This window comes from Streptomyces sp. NBC_00400, assembly GCF_036048035.1.
Lineage (GTDB): Bacteria > Actinomycetota > Actinomycetes > Streptomycetales > Streptomycetaceae > Streptomyces.
Genome location: NZ_CP107940.1, coordinates 5,271,255 through 5,291,487 on the forward strand (window position 1 = coordinate 5,271,255; position 20,233 = coordinate 5,291,487).

Sequence of the window (20,233 nt, forward strand, 5' to 3'; positions counted from 1 at the left end):
CCGGGCACTGCTGTACCGGGCATCGCCGTAGCGGCGGTGTGCGCCCGGCCGGACGCCTCCGCCGATGCGCCACACCGCAGTTCCCGCACGGCCTGGCGGCGGACGAAACCGGACCAGCACCTTGTTCGGGGACGGATCGCCGGTTCGCGGACCCTCGCGCCGGGGGCCCGGGAAGATGTGCCAGAGTTGCCACGTCCGGGCCGTGAGCACGTACCGTACGGCGGAGCGGAACTGCCGGGACACCGGGGAAGGGGCAGCTGGCTTGACCACGCACGCACCGCACGCGTCGCACACGGTGACGTTGCCGGCCTCGCTCGACGAGGCGGTGGCGGCGCTGACGGCCATGCCTGCCGCCGTGCCCGTCGCGGGCGGCACGGACCTCATGGCGGCGGTCAACGCCGGACTCCTCAGACCCGCAGGCCTGGTGGGCCTCGGCCGGATCAGCGAGATGCGCGGCTGGCAGTACCTGGACGGCCATGCGCTGCTCGGCGCCGGCCTCACCCTCGCCCGTATGGGACGCCCCGACTTCGCCGCCCTGATCCCGGGGCTCGCCGCCGCCGCCCGCGCGGCCGGCCCGCCGCAGGTCCGCAACGCCGGCACCCTCGGCGGCAACATCGTGACCTCCGCGCCCACGGGCGACACCCTCCCGGTGCTCGCCGCCCTCGAAGCCACGGTGATCATCGCCGGCCCCGGGGGCAGCCGCCGCGAGATCCCGGTCAGCCACCTCCTGGCCGGCCGGGAGATGCTGGGCCCCGGCGAACTCGTCGGCTTCGTGCGGGTGCCGCTGCTGCACGCCCCGCAGACCTTCCTCAAGGCCACCGGCCGCACCGGCCCCGGCCGGGCCACCGCCTCCGTCTCGCTCGTCCTCGACCCGGCCCGGCGCGGGGTGCGCTGCGCGGTGGGCGCGGTCGCCGCCATGCCGCTGCGCCCCCTGGAGGCCGAGCAGTGGGTGGCCTCGCTCATCGACTGGGACGGCGAACGCGGCCTGGTGCCCGAGGCGCTGACGGCCTTCGGTGACTATGTCGCCGCCGCCTGTATCCCGGACCCGGCGCCGCCCGAGGACGGTTCGGAACCGGCCGGCCTGCCGCCGGCCGCACTCCATCTGCGCCGTACGGTGGCAGCCCTGGCCCGCCGCGCACTGGGGAGGGCGCTCTCATGAGCGAGCGCAGCGTGGAGGTCCCCCCGGCCGGAGACCGGGAGATCATCATCGAAAGGTGCGCGCCTCGCGAAGGCGGGGCCGAGCGAAGTGAGGGCTCGGCATGAGCGACGCCGACAACCGCCATCCGTACCAGCCGCACCCCGAACACGGCTGGCAGCCGCTGCCGCAGGGCGGCGAGTACGAGTCGGAGGCGACGGCCTTCGTACAGCTCCCGGAGGGCTTCACCACCGGGGTCTACGGCGGCGGATCGCCCCGGTACGGCACCCCGGGCACCGAACCGCTCGCCGCACCCGGTCACGGCTACACCCCGCCGGCCTCCTTCACCCCGCACGAGCCCACGCCGCCGGTCGCGGGCGCGGGCACCGATCCGTCGGCCACCGGCCAGTGGACGATGCCCTTCGCCGACCCCTCGGCCGGATACGCCGACCCGTCCGCCGGGTACCCGGCCCAGGCGGAGTACGCGGCCCACCACGGTGCCCCGGAGGGCTACCACGGTGACGCCCCCGAGGCGGCCCGGCCGTGGCACGGCGACCCGGTGGACTGGCCCGTCGCGGGCAGCCCGGAGGCGGGTAACCCCGGCGCCTGGTCGGTCCCCGCGGCCGCGGACGACGGCCCGGAGGAATCCGGCGAATACCTGCTCGGCGACGACGGACTGACGGGTCATACGGCACCTTCCGGCGGCCATCCGGGCCACCCCGGTCACCCCGCTCAGCCCGGTCATCCGGGCCACCCCGCCCATACGGGCCATCACGGACACCCCGGTCCTGCGGGGGCCGGTGGCGCCACCGGTTACCAGGGGGGCGGGTACCCGGGCGCCGGTGCGTACGACGGGGCCGGGAACCCGGCGGACACCGGCGAGGCCGCCGGTACCGGGCACTGGAACTTCACCACCGGGCTGACCGCCGCCGGCGGAGCCGAAACGCACCCCACGGCGCCGCACGACGCCTCGCACGGCGGCGCGGTGCCCGCTCACTTCCGCGGCGCCGCGGACGCCCCGTTCGCACACGGACACGGCCTCCCGGACCGCGGCGCCGCGCCCGACGCCGAACGGCCGGGCGGCACCGGCCCGTCGGGCGGCGACCCGTACGGGACGGGCGCGGGTGTCCCGCACGGCGCGGCAGGCGGGGCGGCAGACGGGGCGACCGGGCACTGGTCGCTGCCGGCCGACGCGCTGGCCCAGTGGCCGCCCGCCGGGGACACGGCGCAGCCGCCGCACGACGGGGCGCGGCGGCAGGAGCCGGCGGACCGGCCCGACGGGACGGCGGACGTGCCCGGCGGCGCGGCCGACTGGACGGTCCCGGGGGCGGCAGACGAACTGCCCGAGGATTCCGGCGAGTTCGTGAGCTCCGACGCGGCCGGGCACGTGACGCCCGCCGCCCCGGGCGCCGACGGCCATGCGGACGCCGTGCCGCAGCACGACGAGCACACCGGTCTCACGGACCTCGGCGGCCTCATGGACCTCGATGGTCTGGCGGACCCGCGAGGCGCCGGGCGCGCCGGCGAGAGCTCAGGGGCGGACGACCACCCCGGGGCGCGCGGGAATGCCGGGGCCGACGAGCACCTCGGAACGGGCGAGACCCTTGGGGCGGCCGAGACCCCCGGGGGCGCCGAGAACCCCGGCGAGGACGGCAGCGGCACCGCCGATGCCACCGACGCCGACGCCGACAGTGACAGCGGTAGCGGTAGCGAGAGCGGGATTCCGGCCGGTGACACCGAGGGCCCGTCCGGCGCCGAGGTGGCGGGCGAGGCCGACGTGGCGGGCGCCCCCGACGCCGAAGCCTTCGACGAACACCCCGCCGCCTCCTACGTCCTGCGGGTGAACGGCATCGACCGGCCGGTCACCGATGCCTGGATCGGCGAGTCGCTGCTCTACGTGCTGCGCGAGCGGCTGGGCCTGGCCGGCGCCAAGGACGGCTGCTCGCAGGGCGAGTGCGGGGCCTGCTCCGTCCAGGTGGACGGGCGGCTGGTGGCGTCCTGCCTGGTGCCCGCGGCCACCACGGCGGGCAGCGAGGTCCGTACGGTCGAAGGACTCGCGGAGAACGGTGAGCCCTCCGACGTGCAGCGCGCGCTGACCGCCTCCGGTGCGGTGCAGTGCGGCTTCTGCGTACCGGGGATGGCGATGACCGTCCACGACCTCCTGGAGGGCAATCACGCCCCCAGCGAGCTGGAGACCCGTAAGGCGCTGTGCGGCAACCTCTGCCGCTGCTCGGGCTACCGGGGGGTGCTGGACGCCGTCGACGAGGTCGTCAAGGCCCGTGCGGAGTCGGCGGAGGCCGCCTACGGCCCGGCGGACGACGAGGCCGACGGGACGGCGCCGGCGGACACCGCCCGCATCCCCCACCAGGCAGGCCCCGCAGACCCCATGGGCCACGCCCCGCACGACCAGGATCCGCACACGGGAGGCTCCGCATGAACGAGCGCGGCATGGGCGCCCCCCGGGCCCGCGGCCGGGGCAGAGACATCGATACCTGCGCGCCGATCGAGTGCGAGGCCGGGCGAAGCGAGGTTGCGGCATGAGTGGCACGTCCGACGGCGCGGGCACCGTCACCGCGACCACCCCCGCGGCGGGCGTCCCGGTACCCGCCGAGGAGCCGCTGCGCGGCCTGGGCGTGTCCCTGCCGCCCGCCGACGCACCGGCCAAGGCCGAGGGCACCTTCCCGTACGCCGCCGACCTGTGGGCCGAGGGGCTGCTGTGGGCCGCGGTGCTGCGCTCACCGCACCCGCGGGCACGCATCCTGTCGATCGACACCCGGCAGGCCGTGGAGATGCCCGGCGTGCGCGTCGTCGTCACGCACGAGGACGTCCCCGGCGACGCGGGGCACGGCCGGGGCACCGCCGACCGCCCGGTCTTCGCCAAGGACGAGGTCCGCCACCACGGCGAGCCGATCGCCGCGGTGGCCGCCGAGCACCCCGACACGGCGCGCCTGGCGGCTGCCGCCATCGCCGTCGAGTACGAGATCCAGGACGCGGTCACCGACCCCCAACTGGCCTTCGAGGCCGAGCCGTTGCACCCGGACGGCAACCTCATCCGGCACATCCCGCTCCGCTTCGGCGACCCCGATGTGGTGGGCGAGGTGATGGTCGAGGGGCTGTACCGGATCGGCCGCCAGGACCCGGCGCCCATCGGGGCCGAGGCCGGGCTCGCGGTGCCGCGCCCCGACGGCGGCGTGGAGATCTACACCGCCTCCACGGACCCGCACACCGACCGCGATCTCGCCGCTGCCTCCTTCGGGCTGGAACCGGACCAGGTCAAGGTCGTGGTGACGGGTGTGCCCGGTGCCACCGCCGACCGCGAGGACCCCGGCATCCAACTGCCGCTCGGCCTGCTGGCGCTGCGGACGGGCTGCCCCGTCAAGCTCGCCGCCACCCGCGAGGAGTCCTTCCTCTCGCACGCCCACCGCCACCCCACGCTGCTGCGCTACCGCCACCATGCGGACGCCGACGGCACGCTGGTCAAGGTGGAGGCCCAGATCCTGATGGACGCCGGTGCCTACGCGGACACCTCCGCCGACGCGCTGGCAGCGGCCGTCTCCTTCTCCTGCGGCCCGTACGTCGTCCCGCACGCCGTGGTCGACGGCTGGGCGGTACGCACCAACAACCCCCCGTCCGGCCATATGCGCGGCGAGGGCGCGTTGCAGGTCTGTGCCGCCTACGAGGGCCAGATGGACAAGCTGGCCGCCCGGCTGGGCCTGGAGCCCGACGAGATCCGGCTGCGCAACGCCATGGCCACCGGAGACCTGCTGCCCACGGGGCAGACGGTGACCTGCCCGGCCCCGGTCGCCGAACTCCTGCACGCCGTCAAGGAAGCGCCGCTTCCCGAGCTGCCCAAGGATGCGCCCGAAGCGGAGTGGCTGCTGCCGGGCGGTCCCGAGGGGGCGGGCGAACCGGGCGCGGTGCGCCGCGGTGTCGGCTACGCGCTGGGCATGGTGCACATGCTCGGCGCCGAGGGCACCGACGAGGTCTCCACCGCCACCGTCAAGGTCAGCGGCTCGGTGGCCCACGTCATCTGCGCCGCCGTCGAGACCGGATCGGGCTTCTCCACCCTGGCGCGGCAGATCGTGCAGGAAACGCTCGGCGTCGACGAGGTGCATGTCGCCGGCGTCGACACCGACCAGCCGCCGGCCGGCCCGGCCTGCCACGGGCGGCACACCTGGGTCTCCGGCGGCGCCGTCGAGCGCGCCGCCAAGATGGTCCGTACGCAGCTGCTGCAGCCGCTGGCCCACAAGTTCGGGATGTCCACCGAGCTGCTGCAGATCAACGACGGCAAGATCACCTCCTACGACGGGGTGCTCAGCACCACCGTCGCCGAGGCGCTGGACGGCAAGGAACTGTGGGCCACCGCCCAGTGCCGCCCGCACCCGACCGAGCCGCTGGACGAGAGCGGCCAGGGCGACGCGTTCGTCGGCCTCGCCTTCTGCGCGATCCGCTGCGTCGCCGATGTCGACATCGAGCTCGGCACCATCCGGGTCGTGGAGATGACCGTCGCCCAGGACGTGGGCCGGGTGCTCAACCCCCGCCAGCTGCGGTCCCGTATCGAGGCCGGGGTCACCCAGGGCCTCGGTGCCGCGCTGATGGAGAACCTGCGCACCACCCGCGGCCAGGTCCGCCACCCCGACCTGACCGGCTACGCGCTGCCGACCGCCCTGGACGCCCCGGACATCCGTATCGTCAAGCTCGTCGAGGAACGGGACGTGATCGCCCCCTTCGGCGCCAAGCCCGCCAGCGCGGTCCCGGTCGTCACCTCACCCGCCGCCGTGGCCTCCGCGGTCCGCGCCGCCACCGGCCGCCCCATCGGCCGCCTCCCGATCCGCCCACAGGCGGCGGTGGCGCAGGCGGTGCAGCAGCAGGGGGCTTGAGGCGGCGGGTACGCGGCCCGGCGGCGGCCGTGCGGCGTCGCGGGGCGGACGTACCGGCCGCCCGCCTGAGCGGACACCCGATACGGCAGCCGAGACGAACAGAGCGGGGCCGGGCTCCCTTCGGGGATCCCGGCCCCGCTCTCGCTCCTGGTCGGAGCCTGCGGAGGCCGCGGCGGGATGCGAACCCACGTCACTCGCTCTGCAGGTTTGCTCGGGCCGCCCAGATGACTGACCGTTGTCCGGTACATTTCCGCGTGGCTGTCGTAGTGCTCCATGGGGGAAGTGCTTGCGGACGGCCAGGGGAGCAAACATGAGCGATCCCGTCGATCCGAGGGCGGCGTACGCGATCACCGCGGAGCCCTCGCCGGGCCCCACTCCCGGCCCCACCCCGAGCCCATCGCCGTCCGGACCGGGGGCAGGCGGTGGGAGTCCCAGCCCGGAACCCTCGCCCTCGCCGAACCCGAGACCGATCCCGCCGGCGCCGTGGGGTTCCGATCCGGACCTCGGCGTCACCCCGTCGTTCCTGCGCGAGCGGGCCGACGACTGCGATACGGCGTCCGAGGCCATCCGCAAAACGCGAGACGTGGCGAAGGACGCGAGTACGGGCCTGGCCCGCGCGGCTGACGGCTGGAATTTCGTCGGCAGTCTCGACGAGCTCCAGGGCCGCTGGGAGGCGCTGAACAAGTTCGTCGTGCGGCGGCTCGACCAGGCAGCGACCAACTTTCGCCTCAGTGCGGACGCCTACGACGAGAACGAGACGCGCACCGCCTCGCTGTTCTCCTGATCACCGACCGCGACCGCATACGGAGACAGGACATGCCCGGCTTCAACGCACTGCTGCAGCTCGAGGCCGCGGGACTGGAGACCTTCGCCGATGAGTGGGCGAGAGTCCACCGGAAGCTGAAGGACACCCGGACGGGGTTCCACGCCGACGTGGTGAAACCACTCCATGAGGATCATTGGCAAGGCAAGGGCGGCCGCGCCGCGCCGAGAACCTCCAGCAGGAGGCACTGCAGGAAGGAATGACGATCACCGACTCCGGCACGGTCGAGTGGTCGGTGATTACCACGTCGAGGTCAAGAAGCGTTACGACTGGGGGATCCCCAGCGAGCACCGCGCCACGGTGTCCGGCGGGGGGCCGGGGCCGCTGGGAATGAACCTGGAACAGGCCGACATCGCTCATCTCCACAGCTCCGGAATGGCCCGGGACTTCGACGTGTCCGGCACGTGCGGAACGGAGACGGCCGGTGCGGGCCTGACGCCCCTGAGGACGATGCGGACCCCCGCACCCTTCTGAAGAAACTGGCCCTGTGGGCCGGACTCGCCCTGTGCGTCGCCTTCATCGCCTGGGTGGCCTGGGGATTCCTCCAATTCGACCACGACATCGACCACCCCCGCGAAGGCGGCTTTTCCGGCTGGCAGTGCGACGCCGGCCGCGACTGCGGTTCCTGACGAAGCGCCGCTCCCGGCCGTGCGGCCCTGGAACCGCAGCTGAAGCGCGAACACCGGATTCGCATCAAGCAACTGGACATGCAGGTCAAGAGGGCCGAACGACCCACGCGCGAGGCCCGCGAGATACGGCAGGCAGAGAGGCCGTGGCGGGATTCGAACCCACGTAACTCGCTTTGCAGGCGAGCCCCTGAACCACTCGGGCACACGGCCGGGTTGGTGTGCTGAACCTGACTGTATGCCGCGTGGTGGGGTGTTCGGCAAGAGTGCGGAGCGAAGTGGCGTGAAGCTGCAATACGGGGCAACGCGGGGCAACATGCCGTTCATGAAGTGGGGGCGGTGGCGCCGCAGTTCAAAGCCGCCGGGGCAGGGCTCCGGCGGGGTGGTCGCTCAGGCCGAGTGCAGGAACTCCTCCACCGCCGGCCCGAACAGTTCCGGGGCGTCCACCCATGGGTAGTGGCCCACCTCGTGCAGCGGCCGGACCCGTGCGTCGGGGAACGACTCGGCCACCAGCTCGCCCGCGCGCATGCCCGTGACCCCGTCGCGGTCACCGGTCACCACCAGCACTGGGCAGCTCACCTCACCCAGACCGGACGCCAGTGCCTCTCGCAGCTGTTCGTCCACGCCCTGCCAGAAGCCGGCCCGCGGTACCGGGCCCAACTGCTCGCCCTCCGTGGCGGCATGGGCCTGCTGCGGCTCCTCCCAGCGTCCGTAGGCGAGCGGCGCGGCGGCGAACAGGAGGGCTCGTACCTCGTCCATATCGGATGTCTCGGCCAGTTGCCGCACCGCCGCCGAGGCCTCCGGCCACCACTGCTCGTGCTCGCGTGCGGCGAAGATCTCCCGTGCGTCGTCGGGGAGTTCGCCCTGCAGCCGGGAGCCGGGGCAGACCAGGACCAGCCGGGTCAGCCGCTGCGGGTGCCTCGCCGCGTACGCCTGGGCGACCGCGGCCCCCGCGTCATGCGCGAGCAGGGCGAACCGCTCCAGGCCCAGGTGCGCGCGCAGGGCCTCGACATCCTCGGCGAGCTGCGGGAAGGCGTAACGGGAGGGGTCGGCGGCGGCCGGGGAGGCGCCGGTGCCGCGGCTGTCCGGAAGGATCAGCTGCCGGTGTGCGCTCATCCCGCCGAGGTCGCCCAGATACGCGGCATCCCGTCCGGGGCCGCCGGCCAGACACACCAGGGGCGGCAGGGGCGAGTCGGCCGGGCCGAGCACGCGGTAGTGGAGCTCGGCGTCGTCGTACGTGCGGAAGTGCGGCATAAGGACAGCCTGCCCGACGGCGGGCGATGTACGGCCGGTCCGTGTCGTGTGGTGCCGGATCGCCGGATCGCCGGATCGCCGGATCGCCCCCTGGCCCTGCGGCGTAGGTCCTTTGGACGACCCGGTTCCCGTCTCCGGACAGGGGCGCCACCGTCGTACGGCCCTTACGCTGGCTCGATGACCGCTGATCGAGCCACCGACCTCGCCCCGCCGGCCGACGAACGCGCCGACGCCCCTGCCAACGCCGGCGGCATCCTCGGCCGGGCCCACCGCGCGCTCACCTTCGGCATCATCTCGGTCGTCTCGGTCGTCGCGTTCGAGGCGATCGCCGTGAACACCGCGATGCCGGTCGCCGCCCGCGCCCTGGACGGGATCGGTCTGTACGCCTTCGCGTTCTCCGCCTACTTCACGGCGAGCCTGTTCGCGATGGCGCTCGCGGGGGAGTGGAGCGACCGGCACGGACCGCTCGCACCGCTGTTCGCCGGGATCGCCGCGTTCGGGGCGGGGCTGCTGGTCGCGGGCGGTGCGCAGAGCATGGGGATGTTCGTCGCGGGCCGCGGGGTGCAGGGCATCGGCGGCGGGATGGTGGTGGTCTCGCTGTACGTGGTCGTGGGCCGTGCCTACCCCGACCGGCTGCGCCCGTCGATCATGGCGGCGTTCTCGGCGGCCTGGGTGGTGCCGGTGATCGTGGGGCCGCTGGTCGCCGGGACCCTCACCGAACAGCTCGGCTGGCGCTGGGTCTTCCTCGCCATCCCGGTACTGATACTGCTGCCGCTCGCGGTGATGCTGCCGGCGCTGCGCAAGCTGCCCCGTACGCGGCCGGGCCCGGACGGCGGCGTACGCCAGGTGCTGGGCAGCCGGCGCTGTCTGCTCGCGCTGGCCGTCGCCGTGGGCGCCTGCCTGCTGCAGTACGCGGGCCAGCATCCGGCCTGGTTCGCGCTGCTGCCCGCGGCCGCCGGGCTGGCCCTGCTGGTACCGGGCATCGTCCGGCTGCTGCCGCGCGGCACGTTCCGCGCGGGGCGCGGTCTGCCGAGCGTGGTGCTCATGCGCGGTCTGGCCGCGGGGGCGCTGGTCGGCGCCGAGAGCTTCATCCCGCTGATGCTGGTCACCCAGCGCGGGCTGTCGCCCACCCTCGCCGGTCTCTCCCTCACCGGCGGCGGACTGACCTGGGCGCTGGGCTCGTACGTCCAGAGCCGGCCGCGTCTGGAGCCGTACCGGGAGCGGCTGATGGGCCTGGGCATGGTGCTGCTGGCGGCGGCCATCGTCATGGTGCCGCTGGCGCTGCTCGACACGGTGCCCGTCGCGATCGTCGCGGCGGCCTGGACGGTCGGCGGGTTCGGCATGGGCCTGAACATCTCCAGCGGCGGCGTACTGCTGCTGAAGCTCTCCCGTCCCGAGGAGGCGGGCAGCAACTCCGCGTCCCTGCAGATGTCGGACGCGCTGGGGAACGTCACCTTCGTGGGGGCCGGCGGGGTGCTGTTCGCGGCCTTCGGCGGTGGCTCGATCGCGGCGCACGGGCCCGCGGCCGCGGCCGGGGCCGCCTCGGCGAGCCATCCGGCGGCCTTCGCGGCGGTGTTCGCGGCGATGGCGGTGGTGGCGCTGGCCGGGGCGGGGGTCACAAGCCGGTTGCGACCCGAGCGGGTGTGAGGGCGCCGTGCCGGCACCCGCAACACCGCTCCCACCTGTGGATCCGCCGCCGTCCGGGGCCGGATGGCGAATGTGACCTCGGTCCCACCCCAGGGTGAGCCGGTGCCCTAACCCGGGGGCGTGAACCGCTGCACGGGTAGGCTGACGCGGTTGCCGATCGCCGAGTTCAGCCGACGGAGACCGTGACTACCACCACCAGCGCCACCAATAACCATCACCTGTCCCCGGCCTTCCCGGGACGGGCCCCTTGGGGTACCGCGAACAAGCTGCGTGCCTGGCAGCAGGCGGCCATGGACCGCTACATCCAGGCACAGCCGAGAGACTTCCTCGCCGTCGCCACGCCCGGAGCCGGCAAGACGACCTTCGCGCTCACGCTCGCCTCGTGGATGCTGCACCACCACGTCGTGCAGCAGGTGACGGTCGTGGCACCGACCGAGCATCTGAAGAAGCAGTGGGCCGAGGCGGCGGCACGGCTGGGGATCAAGCTCGACCCGGAGTACAGCGCGGGGCCGCTGGGCCGCGAGTACCACGGCGTCGCGATCACCTATGCCGGTGTGGGCGTACGGCCCATGCTGCACCGCAACCGGATCGAGCAGCGCAAGACGCTGGTGATCCTCGACGAGATCCACCACGCCGGTGACTCGAAGTCCTGGGGCGAGGCGTGCCTGGAGGCGTTCGAGCCCGCCACCCGGCGGCTCGCGCTGACCGGTACGCCCTTCCGGTCCGACACCAACCCGATCCCGTTCGTGACGTACGAGGAGGGCAACGACGGCATCCGGCGCTCCTCCGCCGACTACACCTACGGCTACGGGAACGCGCTCGGCGACGGCGTCGTCCGGCCGGTCATCTTCCTCTCGTACAGCGGCAATATGCGCTGGCGGACCAAGGCGGGCGACGAGATCGCGGCCCGGCTCGGCGAGCCGATGACCAAGGACGCGGTCTCGCAGGCCTGGCGTACCGCGCTGGATCCGCGCGGCGAGTGGATGCCGAATGTGCTGCGCGCCGCCGACCAGCGGCTGAGCGAGGTCCGCAAGTCCATCCCGGACGCCGGGGCACTGGTGATCGCCTCCGACCAGGAGCAGGCACGGGCGTACGCCAAGCTGATCCGGGAGATCACCGGCGAGGGTGCCACCCTCGTCCTGTCCGACGACACCGGGGCCTCGCAGCGCATCGACGACTTCGCGTACTCCCAGGACCGCTGGATGGTCGCGGTCCGGATGGTGTCCGAGGGGGTGGACGTGCCGCGGCTGGCGGTCGGGGTGTACGCCACCACGATCTCGACGCCGCTGTTCTTCGCGCAGGCCGTGGGCCGGTTCGTGCGGTCCCGTAAGCGCGGCGAGACCGCCTCGGTCTTCCTGCCCACCGTCCCGATGCTGCTCGGCTTCGCCAACGAGATGGAGGTCGAGCGCGACCACGTCCTGGACAAGCCGAAGAAGGACGGGGAGGAGGACCCGTACGCCGAATCCGAGAAGGAGATGGAGGAGGCGAACAAGGAGCAGGACGAGGACACCGGCGAGCAGGAGCAGTTCTCGTTCGAGGCGCTGGAGTCGGAGGCGGTCTTCGACCGGGTGCTCTATGACGGTGCCGAGTTCGGGATGCAGGCCCACGCGGGCAGCGAGGAGGAGCAGGACTACCTCGGCATCCCCGGGCTGCTGGAGCCCGACCAGGTGCAGATGCTGCTGCAGAAGCGGCAGGCCCGGCAGATCGCGCACAGCAAGAAGCGGCCGGACGCGGAGGCGGACCTGCTGGAGCTGCCCGCCGAGCGGCGGCCCGTGGTCACGCACAAGGAGCTGCTGGAGCTCAGGAAGCAGCTGAACACGCTGGTGGGGGCGTATGTCCACCAGAGCGGGAAGCCGCACGGCGTGATCCACACCGAGCTGCGGCGGGTGTGCGGCGGGCCGCCGAGCGCGGAGGCCACCGCCGGGCAGCTGGGTGAGCGGATCAAGAAGGTCCGGGAGTGGGCCACGCGGATGAAGTGAGTCCGCCTGGGGCCTGTGGGGCCTGTGGGGCCTGTGGGGCCTGTGGTCTGTGACCCGTGGCCCCGTGGCCCGTGAGCGGGGGCGGTGTGCCGGGTGTAGGCGGCGCGCCGCCCCGCCGTCGTTTCCGGCGCGGCGTGCCGGAGCCGGCGGCGGGGGCGACCGCGCCCGTCGCTTCCCCCCATACCGCCCGAACGGCCCTGTAGCCCTACCTGAAACACCACGGGACGTTCTGGACGGACCTACGGGGATATTCCGGGCGGGAAAGCCCGGATTCTGGACGGACTCTTCCGCTCACCGGACCGGCTCGCTACTGTCCCGGTCACGCACACGCCCCGTGGCAGCGCCGCCGCGGAGCGCAGCCGGTGCCATGCGGCCGGCGGCCTCTAGCGCGCGCTGCTCCGGGACTCGCAGCGCGTCGCGTCCGAGGGCCGCCACTCACCCAGGAGGCGTCGTGACCGCAGAGACCTCCCAGACTCTCGACCGAGGGCTGCGTGTCCTCAAACTGCTTGCCGACACCGACCACGGGCTGACCGTCACCGAGCTCTCCCACAAGCTCGGCGTCAACCGCACGGTGGTCTACCGTCTGCTGGCCACGCTGGAGCAGCACGCTCTGGTCCGCCGCGACCTCGGCGGCCGCGCCCGGGTCGGTCTGGGCGTGCTGCGCCTGGGCCGGCAGGTGCATCCGCTGGTCAGGGAGGCGGCGCTGCCCGCGCTGCGGTCGCTCGCCGAGGACGTGGGGGCCACCGCGCACCTCACCCTCGTCGACGGCACGGAAGCGCTGGCCGTCGCCGTGGTGGAGCCGACCTGGACCGATTACCACGTGGCCTACCGGGCGGGCTTCCGCCATCCGCTGGACCGGGGGGCCGCCGGGCGGGCGATCCTCAAGGCCCGGCAGGGCCGCCTCCAGGACGCCGGACTCGCCCTGACCCACGGGGAGTTGGAGGCCGGGGCGAGCGGCGCGGCGGCACCGCTGCTCGGGGTGAGCGGCATCGAGGGCAGCGTGGGCGTGGTGATGCTCGCGGACACCGTGTCCGAGCGGATCGGGCCGCGGGTGGTCGACGCGGCCCGGGAGGTGTCGGAGGCGCTGCGCTGAGGCCGGGGGCTGCCGCCGAAGCCCCGCCCGTCTCGCGGCGAACGAGGGGACGCCGACCACAGGCCCCCGGGGACGCCGGGGCCACGGGGTGTGAAGGGGCGGTGGCCGTGTGGTGAGGCCGCAGCGCCTTACGGCCCTGGTGGTGCGGGGGTCAATTAGGCTGGCGGGGTGTCCTCACGCACCCGTGCCCTGGCGCTCTGCTCCGTCCTTGTCCTGGCCCTCGTCCTCACGGTGGTCCTCGCCCCGCTGCCGTTCGCTGTCGCCTATCCCGGCATGACGGCGAACGTCCTCGGCAACGACAAGGGCAAACCGGTGATCACCATCACCGGCGCCGGGACCCGTAAGACGAGCGGACAGCTGCGGATGACCTCGATCGTCGCCACCGGGCCCGACGCCTCCGTCCACCTGCCGGACATCGTCGAGGGCTGGTTCCGTACGGACGAGGCCGTGATGCCGCGGGAGGCGGTCTACCCGGTGGGCAACAACACCGAGGAGATCGCCGAGCACAACGCGAAGCAGATGGAGCAGTCGCAGGACACCGCCACCAGCGCCGCACTCGGGCAGCTCGGCAAGTCCGCCAAGGACATCAAGGTCAAGCTGAGCCTCGCGGACGTCGGCGGTCCCAGCGCCGGGCTGATGTTCGCCCTCGGCATCGTCGACAAGCTGGACGGCGACGGCGCGGGCCACGACCTGACCGGCGGGCGCACCATCGCCGGTACGGGGACCATCACCGCCGGCGGGAAGGTCGGCGCGGTGGGCGGGGTCCCGCTGAAGACGCAGGCCGCACACCGGGACGGCGCCTCGGTCTTCCTGGTCCCGCGCAAGGAGTGCACCGACGCGCGGGCGGAGCTGCCGAAGGGGATGCGGCTGATCCCGGTCACGACGCTCGACGGTGCGGTGGACTCCCTGAAGGCCCTGCGGACCGGGGGCAAGCTGCCCAGCTGCTGAGCGGCCTGACCGCTGAGCGGCCTGACTGCTGAGCGGCCTGACCGCTCCCCGGCCGTCCCGCCGCCGCGCGGGCGCCGCCCGTGCCCCTCACCCCTGCTTGATGAACCCCTCCCGGATCAGCCAGTCCTTCGCGACCTCGTGCGGGTCCTCGCCGTTCACGTCGACCTTGCGGTTGAGCTCCTGGGCGACGGTGTTGTTGAGGGCCTTGGTGACCGGGGCCAGGACCTCGGCCATCGCCGGGTACTTCTTCAGGGCCTCGGCATTGATCTCGGGAGCGACGTTGTAGTTGGGGAAGAAGTGCTTGTCGTCGGCGAGGACGTGCAGATGCATCGCCTTGATCCGGCCGTCGGTGGTGAAGACCTCGCCGAACGCGCAGGTGCCCTTCTGCGTCTCGGTGTAGACGACGCCGCCGGTCATCTTGCGGATGTTGCCGGAGGGCACGTTCATGCCGTACGCCCGGGCCATGCCCGGCAGGCCGTCGTTGCGGGTGGCGAACTCGTTCTCCACGCACATCGTGACGGCGCCGGGGTTCTTGTGCGACAGCGCCGCGACCTGCGAGAGGGTGCGCACGCCCAGCTTCTTCTGGTTGGCGGTGTTCAGCGCCAGGGCGTAGGTGTTGTTGAGGGTCGAGGCCGGCAGCCACACGATGCCGTTCTTCCGGTCCTCGTCGCGGACCGCCTTCCACTGCTGCTGCGGGTTGACGATCGGCTTGGTGTGGCCGAGGTAGGTGATCCAGCCGGTGCCGGTGTACTCGTACGCGGCGTCCGCCGTGCCGGACTTGACGGCCTCCCGGGCGCCGATCGAGCCCTGGATGCTGGTCTTGTCGATGACCTTGGCACCGGCCGCCTCGAAGACGATGCCCATCATCTGGCCGAGGATGATCTGTTCGGTGAACTCCTTCGAGGTCACGGTCAGCTGTGCTCCGGTGAGCGGGCGGCCCGGGTAGCCGGCCTTCGGCCCCGGCAGCACGTTGTCGCTCATCGCACTGCCGCTGACCAGGCCGCATGCGCTGAGCACGGTGGCGAGCAGGATGACCAGGAACCGGGCGCCCCGGCGCCTTGGGGGACGGCGGCGGGGGGCCGGACGCGGGGGAATCCTCATGCCGTCGCCTCCAGTCCGCGCGGCCGCAGCAGCAGTTCGGCCAGCGACGCCAGCCATTCGACCAGCAGGGCCAGCGCCACGGTGAGCACCGAACCGAGGATCAGTACGGGCATGCGCTGGGTGACGATGCCCGCCGAGATCAGGTCACCGAGGCCGCCGCCCCCGCCGAAGGTGGCCAGCGTCGCGGTGCCGACGTTCAGCACCAGCGCGGTGCGGACGCCGGCCAGGATCAGCGGTACGGCCAGGGGGAGTTCGACCTTGGTCAGCACAAGGGTGGGGGACATGCCGATGCCGCGGGCGGCCTCGGTCAGCGTCGGCTCGATGCCGCGCAGCCCGGCGATGGTGTTGGCGAGGACCGGCAGCACGGCGTAGATGACCATGCCGACGATCGCCGAACGGGGCCCGATGCCCAGCCAGATGACCAGCAGGATCAGCAGACCCAGCGCCGGGACGGCCTGCCCGAGGTTGGCGAAGGCCATGGCGACCGGGGTGGCCCGGCGCAGCTTGGAGCGGGTCAGTGCGATCCCCAGCGGGATCGCGATGATCAGCACGAAGAAGGTGGAGACGGCGGTGAGATAGATGTGCTGCTGCAGGGCCAGCCACACCTTGCCGTTGTCGACCGCCTGGTGGGCGATGGAGTCCAGGCGGGCGCCGCGGAACCACAGCCAGGTGGCGAGCAGGGCGAGGACCAGGAAGGCCGGCATGAAGGTCCACTTCTGCCAGCTGATCCGGCGCCGGCCCTTGGCGACGGACGGGACCGGCGCCTCACCGGCCGCGTCCTCCCGCTCCTGCATCTCGACGTCGTCGCGGACGGCGAAGCCCTCGTGGTCGCCGGTCGGTCGCCCGCCGCGGTGCGGACTGCTCCCGTCGCGCGGGCTCATGCCTCCAGGCCTTCCTGTTCCAGCTGCGTCTGGCGGGCGCGCAGCTCCCGGAGCTGGTGCTGGTGCTCCAGGGCCTCCATCCGGTCCGCCTCCAGCAGTTCCTGGACGTTGTTCATCAGCGTCTCCATGTCGACCACGCCGATGTACTCGCCGCGCCGCCCGGTGACCGCGACCCGGCCCGCGCTGTCGGTGAGCACCGCCTCCAGCGCGTCGCGCAGCGTCGCGTCCCGGGTCACGGTGTGCTGTACCGGCGTCCCGGCCCGTGCCAGCGACTCCTTGGCCAGGGCCAGATCGCCGCGGCGCAGCCATTTGTACGGGCGGCGGTTGGGGTCCAGCAGCAGCAGTTCGTTGTGGGAGCCGGCGCGCACCCGGTCGAAGATGGACTCCAGCGGGTCATCGGTCGCGGCGGTGGGGAAGTCGACCACGCCCACGTCCCGTACCCGGGTCAGGTTCAGCCGCTTGAGCGCCGCCCCGGCGCCGACGAAGCCGGAGACGAAGTCGTCGGACGGGTTGGTGAGGATGGCCTCGGGGGTGTCGAACTGGGCGATGTGCGAGCGCTCGCGGAGCACCGCGATCCGGTCGCCGATCTTGATGGCCTCGTCGAAGTCGTGGGTGACGAAGCAGATGGTCTTGTGCAGCTCGTGCTGGAGCCGGATCAGCTCGTCCTGGAGGTGGTCGCGGGTGATCGGGTCGACGGCGCCGAACGGCTCGTCCATCAGCAGGACGGGCGGGTCGGCGGCGAGGGCACGGGCCACCCCGACGCGCTGCTGCTGGCCGCCGGAGAGCTGGCGCGGATAGCGGCCGTGGAATTCGCGCGGGTCCAGGCCGACCAGGTCGAGCATTTCCTCGACCCGGTTCCTGGTCTTCGACGGGGACCAGCCGATCATCTTCGGGACCAGGGCGATGTTCTGGGCGACGGTCATGTGCGGGAAGAGGCCGGACGCCTGGATGGCGTAGCCGATCTTGCGGCGCAGCTTGACCGGGTCCATGTCGGTGACGTCCTCGTCGCCGATCCGGATCCGCCCGGAGCTCGGCTCGATCAGCCGGTTGATCATCTTCAGGCAGGTGGACTTGCCGCAGCCCGAGGGCCCCACGAGGATCACGATCTCGCCGGCCTTGATCTCCATGTTGACGCTGTCCACCGCGGGGACGGAGTTCCCCTGATAGATCTTCGTCAGATTCTCCAGCTGGATGCTCGCGCCGGAGGCGGCAGCGGTCTCGGGCGTCTCAGGCACGGATCCCCCTGGAGATGGTCAGGCGTCCGATCAGGACGTAGGCGGCGTCGAAGAGAAGGGCGAGGATGGCGATCCCGAGGGTGCCGGAGAGCACCTGGTTGAGGGAGTTGGCGCTGCCCAGCGAGGCGATCCCGCGGAAGATCTCGTTGCCCAGGCCGGGGCCGGAGGCGAATGCGGCGATGGCGGCGATGCCCATCAGCATCTGGGTGGCGACCCGGATGCCGGTGAGGATGGGCGGCCAGGCCAGTGGCAGTTCGACGCGGAAGAGCCGGGCGGTGCGGGACATCCCGATGCCGTTGGCCGCGTCGACCAGGTCCGGGTCCACCCCGCGCAGTCCGACGATGGCGTTGCGGACCACCGGCAGCAGTCCGTACAGGGTCAGCGCGATCACCGTCGGGGGGACGCCCAGGCCGACGATCGGGATCAGCAGACCGATCATGGCCAGGGACGGGATGGTGAGGATGGTGGCGGTCGAGGTGGTGGCGAGGTTGCCCGCCCATTCGCTGCGGTAGGTCACCACCGCGATGAAGACGCCCAGCAGGGTGGCGAGCACCATGCACTGGAAGACGGCACTGGCGTGCTGATATGTGTCCGTCAGCAGCTGGGCGTGCCGGGTGCCGACGTACTCCCAGAAGCTCACTCGGTCTCCTCGGTCAGTCTGCCGATGCCTGTTTCACCAGCGGGACGATCCGCAACGGAACCGGATTTTCCATGACGATTGCCGTCGATGCCCGCACGATGCCATCAAAGCCCACAACCCGGTCGATCACCCGCTGTAGATCGGCGTTGGACCGGGCGACGAGCCTGCAGAGCATGTCCCCATGTCCGGTCGTTGTATGCAGCTCCAGCACCTCGGGAACGGTCGTCAAGTGGGCGCGTACGTCGTTTCCTTGCCCTTGTTTGATCTCCAGAGTGGCAAATGCGGTCACCGGATAACCGAGGGCCGCCGGGTCCACATCCGGTCCGAAGCCCCGGATCACTCCATTCGACTGAAGCCGGTCGAGCCTGGCCTGGACCGTCCCGCGGGCCACCCCCAGGCGCCGGGACGCCTCCAGCACGCCGATCCGCGGCTCCTCGGCGAGCAGTTCCAGCAGTGCCCCGTCCAAATGATCGATCGCCATTGTTCGCACCGCCCTTGGTGATGGTCATCATGTACAGATAGCCGGGCGACTTCGCCCTTTCGCTATGCATAATGCCCAGAAGATTCGCGAACTATTGCGCACCTTGTGGATCGGGGGGACTCTGCGGGCATGGCAGACACCACGATGCACACCCAGCCCATCGCCCCCGACACGGCCCGGCAGGCGGACCCCTTCCCGGTCAAGGGGATGGACGCGGTCGTCTTCGCCGTCGGGAACGCCAAGCAGGCCGCGCACTACTACTCGACCGCCTTCGGGATGCAGCGCGTCGCCTACTCCGGCCCGGAGAACGGCAGCCGCGAGACCGCGAGTTATGTGCTCGAATCCGGCGGCGCCCGGTTCGTGTTCACCTCCGTCATCAAGCCCACGACCGAGTGGGGCCGCTTCCTCGCCGACCATGTCGCGGCGCACGGCGACGGCGTCATCGACCTCGCCATCGAGGTCCCGGACGCCCGCGCCGCCTACGAGCACGCGGTCGCCCAGGGGGCCACCGGCCTGGAGAAGCCCCACGAGGTCCGTGACGAGCACGGCACCGTCGTCCTGGCGGCCATCGCCACCTACGGCAAGACCCGGCACACCCTCGTCGAGCGTTCCGGCTACGACGGCCCCTACCTGCCCGGCTTCGTCGCCGCCGAGCCGCTGGTGGCGGCCGGCCCGCGGCGCTTCCAGGCCATCGACCACTGCGTCGGCAACGTCGAACTCGGCAGGATGAACGAGTGGGTGGCCTTCTACAACCACGTCATGGGCTTCACCAACATGAAGGAATTCGTGGGCGACGACATCGCCACCGAATACAGCGCCCTGATGTCGAAGGTCGTCGCGGACGGCACGCTCAAGGTCAAGTTCCCGATCAACGAGCCCGCGATCGCGAAGAAGAAGTCGCAGATCGACGAGTACCTGGAGTTCTACGGCGGCCCCGGCGTGCAGCACATCGCGCTGGCCACCAATGACATCGTCGCCAGTGTCCGGGCGATGCGTGCCGCCGGCGTCGAATTCCTCAACACTCCCGACTCCTACTACGACACCCTGGGCGAGTGGGCCGGTGAGACCCGGGTGCCCGTGGAAACGCTCCGGGAGCTGAAGATCCTGGTCGACCGCGACGAGGACGGCTATCTGCTGCAGATCTTCACCAAGCCGGTCCAGGACCGGCCGACCGTGTTCTTCGAGATGATCGAGCGGCACGGCTCCATGGGCTTCGGCAAGGGCAACTTCAAGGCGCTCTTCGAGGCGATCGAGCGGGAGCAGGAGCGGCGCGGCAACCTCTGAGCCCGGCGGCGGGGGGAGGCGCCCTCTGCCGGTGGTGGCTGCCGGGTGCGGACCTCCGGGCCCGGGCGCGGGGACTGCTGCGCTTTACGTCCCCGCACCCGGGCCCTCCGGCCCGCACCCTTCGGTCGGTCGGCGGGTGTCCGCAGCGTCTGGGTGCCCGCTTCGGCGCCGGCGGCATTCCGTTGCGGCTCGGGCCTGCCGCTCGGCTCGATCGGGTGGCGCCCGG

The 20,233-nt window shown here is 72.3% G+C and carries 17 protein-coding genes and 1 tRNA gene; 11 read left to right on the forward strand and 7 right to left on the reverse strand.

All coding sequences use genetic code 11. The annotated features are described in order from the left end of the window. The first annotated feature begins 262 nt into the window (after positions 1-262). The 6 genes from OHS81_RS23085 (at position 263) to OHS81_RS23110 (ending at position 7,467) form a co-directional block, all read left to right on the forward strand. Entirely contained in the window at positions 263-1,159 is an 897-nt protein-coding gene (locus tag OHS81_RS23085) for an FAD binding domain-containing protein (protein WP_328386574.1), read from the forward strand. 100 nt (positions 1,160-1,259) lie between these two features. Then, the gene (locus tag OHS81_RS23090; protein WP_328386575.1) at positions 1,260-3,572 is read left to right on the forward strand and encodes a 2Fe-2S iron-sulfur cluster-binding protein; all 2,313 of its coding nucleotides are present in this window, start codon (positions 1,260-1,262) and stop codon (positions 3,570-3,572) included. 100 nt (positions 3,573-3,672) lie between these two features. After that, positions 3,673-6,015 carry a xanthine dehydrogenase family protein molybdopterin-binding subunit gene (locus tag OHS81_RS23095; RefSeq protein ID WP_328386576.1) on the forward strand — a complete coding sequence of 781 codons (2,343 nt, stop codon included), beginning with the start codon at positions 3,673-3,675 and terminating at the stop codon, positions 6,013-6,015. 310 nt (positions 6,016-6,325) lie between these two features. After that, positions 6,326-6,799, forward strand: coding sequence for a hypothetical protein (locus OHS81_RS23100; protein WP_328386577.1), 474 nt, complete (start codon positions 6,326-6,328; stop codon positions 6,797-6,799). A 32-nt stretch (positions 6,800-6,831) separates the two neighbouring features. Continuing rightward, entirely contained in the window at positions 6,832-7,041 is a 210-nt protein-coding gene (locus OHS81_RS23105; protein ID WP_328386578.1) for a hypothetical protein, read from the forward strand. A gap of 201 nt (positions 7,042-7,242) precedes the next feature. Beyond that, complete coding sequence (locus OHS81_RS23110) at positions 7,243-7,467, forward strand: hypothetical protein (RefSeq protein WP_328386579.1); 225 nt, start codon at positions 7,243-7,245, stop codon at positions 7,465-7,467. Between the two features lie 138 nt (positions 7,468-7,605). Here OHS81_RS23110 and OHS81_RS23115 read toward each other — a convergent pair. Together OHS81_RS23115 and OHS81_RS23120 are read right to left on the reverse strand one after the other, a co-directional pair. Continuing rightward, positions 7,606-7,677: transfer RNA gene (locus tag OHS81_RS23115), tRNA-Cys, on the reverse strand. Positions 7,678-7,854: 177 nt separating this feature from the next. Continuing rightward, positions 7,855-8,718: an alpha/beta fold hydrolase gene (locus tag OHS81_RS23120; protein ID WP_328386580.1), complete on the reverse strand. Its 864-nt coding sequence runs from the start codon at positions 8,716-8,718 to the stop codon at positions 7,855-7,857. 177 nt (positions 8,719-8,895) lie between these two features. Between OHS81_RS23120 and OHS81_RS23125 the strand changes: the two genes are divergently transcribed. The 4 genes from OHS81_RS23125 to OHS81_RS23140 all read left to right on the forward strand — a co-directional run bounded on the left by OHS81_RS23125 (position 8,896) and on the right by OHS81_RS23140 (position 14,385). Further along, positions 8,896-10,365 carry an MFS transporter gene (locus OHS81_RS23125; RefSeq protein WP_328386581.1) on the forward strand — a complete coding sequence of 490 codons (1,470 nt, stop codon included), beginning with the start codon at positions 8,896-8,898 and terminating at the stop codon, positions 10,363-10,365. A 182-nt stretch (positions 10,366-10,547) separates the two neighbouring features. After that, entirely contained in the window at positions 10,548-12,344 is a 1,797-nt protein-coding gene (locus OHS81_RS23130; protein WP_328386582.1) for a DEAD/DEAH box helicase, read from the forward strand. Positions 12,345-12,795: 451 nt separating this feature from the next. Further along, positions 12,796-13,437: an IclR family transcriptional regulator gene (locus OHS81_RS23135; RefSeq protein WP_129296128.1), complete on the forward strand. Its 642-nt coding sequence runs from the start codon at positions 12,796-12,798 to the stop codon at positions 13,435-13,437. A 168-nt stretch (positions 13,438-13,605) separates the two neighbouring features. Then, positions 13,606-14,385, forward strand: coding sequence for a S16 family serine protease (locus OHS81_RS23140; protein WP_328386583.1), 780 nt, complete (start codon positions 13,606-13,608; stop codon positions 14,383-14,385). Positions 14,386-14,472: 87 nt separating this feature from the next. On the opposite strand, the gene OHS81_RS23145 is transcribed toward OHS81_RS23140, so the two are convergent. The 5 genes from OHS81_RS23145 to OHS81_RS23165 are packed head-to-tail and all read right to left on the reverse strand — an operon-like array spanning position 14,473 to position 18,723. Next, positions 14,473-15,486, reverse strand: a complete 1,014-nt coding sequence (locus OHS81_RS23145; RefSeq protein WP_443058751.1) for a glycine betaine ABC transporter substrate-binding protein — start codon at positions 15,484-15,486, stop codon at positions 14,473-14,475. Further along, positions 15,483-16,367, reverse strand: coding sequence for an ABC transporter permease (locus OHS81_RS23150; protein ID WP_328386584.1), 885 nt, complete (start codon positions 16,365-16,367; stop codon positions 15,483-15,485). Before OHS81_RS23150 ends, OHS81_RS23145 begins: the two co-directional genes overlap by 4 nt. Next, positions 16,364-17,602, reverse strand: a complete 1,239-nt coding sequence (locus tag OHS81_RS23155; protein ID WP_328386585.1) for an ABC transporter ATP-binding protein — start codon at positions 17,600-17,602, stop codon at positions 16,364-16,366. Before OHS81_RS23155 ends, OHS81_RS23150 begins: the two co-directional genes overlap by 4 nt. Next, positions 17,595-18,242: an ABC transporter permease gene (locus OHS81_RS23160; RefSeq protein WP_328386586.1), complete on the reverse strand. Its 648-nt coding sequence runs from the start codon at positions 18,240-18,242 to the stop codon at positions 17,595-17,597. Before OHS81_RS23160 ends, OHS81_RS23155 begins: the two co-directional genes overlap by 8 nt. Before the next feature lie 13 nt (positions 18,243-18,255). Further along, a complete protein-coding gene (locus tag OHS81_RS23165; protein ID WP_086715635.1) occupies positions 18,256-18,723 on the reverse strand; it encodes an Lrp/AsnC family transcriptional regulator in 468 nt (155 codons plus the stop codon). Between the two features lie 129 nt (positions 18,724-18,852). On the opposite strand from OHS81_RS23165, the gene hppD reads away from it, so the two are divergent. Beyond that, entirely contained in the window at positions 18,853-20,007 is a 1,155-nt protein-coding gene (hppD, locus tag OHS81_RS23170) for a 4-hydroxyphenylpyruvate dioxygenase (protein ID WP_328386587.1), read from the forward strand. The last annotated feature ends 226 nt before the right edge of the window (positions 20,008-20,233 follow it).

Coding starts and splice junctions, on each gene's coding strand:
- OHS81_RS23125 (WP_328386581.1), top strand. CDS start 8,896: ATGACCGCTGATCGAGCCACCGACCTCGCCCCGCCGGCCGACGAACGC.
- OHS81_RS23165 (WP_086715635.1), bottom strand. CDS start 18,723: ATGGCGATCGATCATTTGGACGGGGCACTGCTGGAACTGCTCGCCGAG.
- OHS81_RS23090 (WP_328386575.1), top strand. CDS start 1,260: ATGAGCGACGCCGACAACCGCCATCCGTACCAGCCGCACCCCGAACAC.
- OHS81_RS23095 (WP_328386576.1), top strand. CDS start 3,673: ATGAGTGGCACGTCCGACGGCGCGGGCACCGTCACCGCGACCACCCCC.
- OHS81_RS23105 (WP_328386578.1), top strand. CDS start 6,832: ATGCCCGGCTTCAACGCACTGCTGCAGCTCGAGGCCGCGGGACTGGAG.
- OHS81_RS23120 (WP_328386580.1), bottom strand. CDS start 8,718: ATGCCGCACTTCCGCACGTACGACGACGCCGAGCTCCACTACCGCGTG.
- OHS81_RS23145 (WP_443058751.1), bottom strand. CDS start 15,486: ATGAGGATTCCCCCGCGTCCGGCCCCCCGCCGCCGTCCCCCAAGGCGC.
- OHS81_RS23150 (WP_328386584.1), bottom strand. CDS start 16,367: ATGAGCCCGCGCGACGGGAGCAGTCCGCACCGCGGCGGGCGACCGACC.
- OHS81_RS23100 (WP_328386577.1), top strand. CDS start 6,326: ATGAGCGATCCCGTCGATCCGAGGGCGGCGTACGCGATCACCGCGGAG.
- hppD (WP_328386587.1), top strand. CDS start 18,853: ATGGCAGACACCACGATGCACACCCAGCCCATCGCCCCCGACACGGCC.